We start from the raw sequence: 2,323 nt of genomic DNA on the forward strand, positions 1-2,323 counted from the left end.
CTGACCGAGACGGACGCCTCGTCACCGACGCTGCCCTCGATCGGGTTCCACCCCTTGATCAGCACCGACCCGGCCCACTGCGGGTTGGACGTGCTCACCGCCGAGGAGTCGAGCCGGACCACGAACGGAACGACCGTCCCGAGCAGCGGCCACATGATCGAGTCGAGCTTGGTGGCTGCCACGTCCTGCAGGAGTTCGAGGGCGAGCTCGCCACTCTTCAGCCCGCCGAGGACTTCCTTCCACCCGAGCGACGCGTAGGTGGTGACCTCCTTGTCCTCCACCTCCACGGTCACCTCCGCTTTGCGGGCGTAGGAGGAGAGGTCGGTGCCGTTGATGCTGACGAAGGCCGCCAGCAGAACCATCTTGGCCATGGGATCACCTGATTCCGAGAGAGGCGCAGAGCATGAAGGAGGGCGTCGTCCCGGTGATGGTCCAGGCGAGCCGGTAGTACGTATCGGTGACGGCGGTGCCGTCGCCCCGGAGGATCTGCCCGCCGGCCGTCGTCGCCGCGGCGAACGTGAGCCGCGTCGTCGGCGACGTGAAGCCGGCGTCCGCCGACGACTCGACGCGGGCCGTGATGGACGGGGTGGTGCCCGAGGCGGAGAGGACGTGGAGCGCGGCGTAGAGGCGGCGTCCGGCCGTGATCGCGCCGAGCTGCAGCCCGGTGCCCACGCCGGTCGCGGTACGGGCGAGGCCGGGCGGGTGGGCGATCTGCCCGCGCACCAGGGGCCAGCTGCTCTTCACCGTGCCGGACCACGGGGCGATCTCGCCGACCGCGTCGCCGATCGTGTAGTCCGCGCGCATCCCCGCGGTGAGGTAGGCGAGCGCGCCCACCACGGAGTCGGTGGGGCAGACGGTGTACGGGCCGACGCCGCCGAGCGTGGACCAGGACGCGTTGTCGACGAGCGAAGGATCGCCTGCCTCCCACAGCCCCTCGGCCGCGATCTCCGCAGAGCCGAGCCCGCCGAGGACTTCCTTCCACCCGCCGGACCGGTAGGTGGTGGCGTCCTTCTCTTCGAGCTCCGAGGACAACTCGATCTTGTTGGAGGCGCCGGACAGGTCCGCGCCCGGGGCGAACAACCTGGTATCGAGCAGGACGAACTTACCCATGGGGCTACCCCTCTCCGATGATCTTGATGGTGAGCTGGGCGCCGAGATACTGCGTGCCCTGGTGCTCGTACCAGCGGTATCCCTGGACGCGGGTCACGTGAAGGTCGTGCGCGAGGCCGCCGAGAGCGTACTCGCCAGGCGCCCCGCGTGCGGCCTCGATCGCGGCCTTGAGGGACGCGGGCCCGGACCCGGACAGCAGGGCGTCCAGCAGCCGCTGAGACGCCCGGTCATCCGCGATCCCGACGAGGAGCTGGCACGTCAGCTCCACCTCGTCGAGCGCGCGCCCCATCGCCTTGTCGAAGTCCACGGTGTAATCGGCGGTGAAGAAGCACGGGGCCGTCACCGCGTCCGGGACGTACCCGGAGGACGTCAGCTTCGGCAGGCCCTCGGGCAGGACCACGGCGCGCGCCGCGTCGGCGACGGCTCCACGTACTGCGGACATGTCCACGCGGTCGCCCCCCTTATCCGAAGCCGGGCAGGATGAAGTGCTCGATCAGCGCCCACACGTCCGGGTCCCTGCGGGACAGGCGCATCACGCCCCACTCGGCGGACCCGGCCACACCCTCCGGCGAGTCCTTGCGGCGGTAGAGGCGCGCGGCCTGGATGAGCGTGGCCTGCCGGATCTCGTCCGGAACCGCCGGCCACCCCCACCGTGCGACGACCCGCACCCGGTCCCCGACGGCCCACCGGCCGGGCACGGCCAGCGAGGTGATAGGCCGTCCGCGCAGCAGCGCGTTGTCGGGGCCCGGCTCGTAGTCGGGGACGTCGGCCCACGAGGACACCGACCCGGACTCGACCAGCACCGGGTCAGCACCGATGTCATCGACGAGCAGCCGCTCCCCACCGTCCTCGGTGAACGCGACCCGGCCCCGGGTGCGGAACACCCGGGCGACCGGTACGTCGTCGAGCCAGAACCGGCGCCCCGTGCTGGTGTCGATACCGCGCGACGCCGCAGTCAGCGCCGCCTGGAGCATGACGTCCCGCGAGAGGTCGGCCTCCTCGACGTTCAGGTTCGACTTCAGGTCAGCCAGCTCGGCGTACTCGTGGGCCACGACTCAACCCTTGGAGTCGGTCTTCGCGGGCGCCTTCGTCCGGGCGGCCGGCCGCTTCTCCTCGGGGGTCGCCGGGACGGTCGCGGTCTCCACCTCCGGCTCCTCGGCGCCTACTTCCTCGGCGACCCCCGAGGCGACGAGGTGCTGTGCCTCGCCCGTGG

At 71.3% G+C, this 2,323-nt stretch carries 4 protein-coding genes; all 4 read right to left on the minus strand.

Annotation, left to right across the window (positions count from 1 at the left end):
- Positions 1–371: hypothetical protein (locus ACFYPN_RS33700; RefSeq protein ID WP_389303718.1), on the minus strand; the 371-nt coding region annotated here is incomplete at its 3' end.
- A 4-nt stretch (positions 372–375) separates the two neighbouring features.
- Complete coding sequence (locus tag ACFYPN_RS33705; protein ID WP_388640669.1) at positions 376–1,110, minus strand: hypothetical protein; 735 nt, start codon at positions 1,108–1,110, stop codon at positions 376–378.
- A 4-nt stretch (positions 1,111–1,114) separates the two neighbouring features.
- Positions 1,115–1,552 carry a hypothetical protein gene (locus tag ACFYPN_RS33710; protein ID WP_388640672.1) on the minus strand — a complete coding sequence of 146 codons (438 nt, stop codon included), beginning with the start codon at positions 1,550–1,552 and terminating at the stop codon, positions 1,115–1,117.
- A gap of 19 nt (positions 1,553–1,571) precedes the next feature.
- A complete protein-coding gene (locus ACFYPN_RS33715) occupies positions 1,572–2,162 on the minus strand; it encodes a phage gp6-like head-tail connector protein (RefSeq protein ID WP_388640675.1) in 591 nt (196 codons plus the stop codon).
- Between the last annotated feature and the right edge of the window lie 161 nt (positions 2,163–2,323).

Origin of the sequence: Streptomyces sp. NPDC005576, from assembly GCF_042871745.1 — a bacterium.
GTDB lineage: Bacteria > Actinomycetota > Actinomycetes > Streptomycetales > Streptomycetaceae > Streptomyces.

Coding starts and splice junctions, on each gene's coding strand:
- ACFYPN_RS33705 (WP_388640669.1), bottom strand. CDS start 1,110: ATGGGTAAGTTCGTCCTGCTCGATACCAGGTTGTTCGCCCCGGGCGCG.
- ACFYPN_RS33710 (WP_388640672.1), bottom strand. CDS start 1,552: ATGTCCGCAGTACGTGGAGCCGTCGCCGACGCGGCGCGCGCCGTGGTC.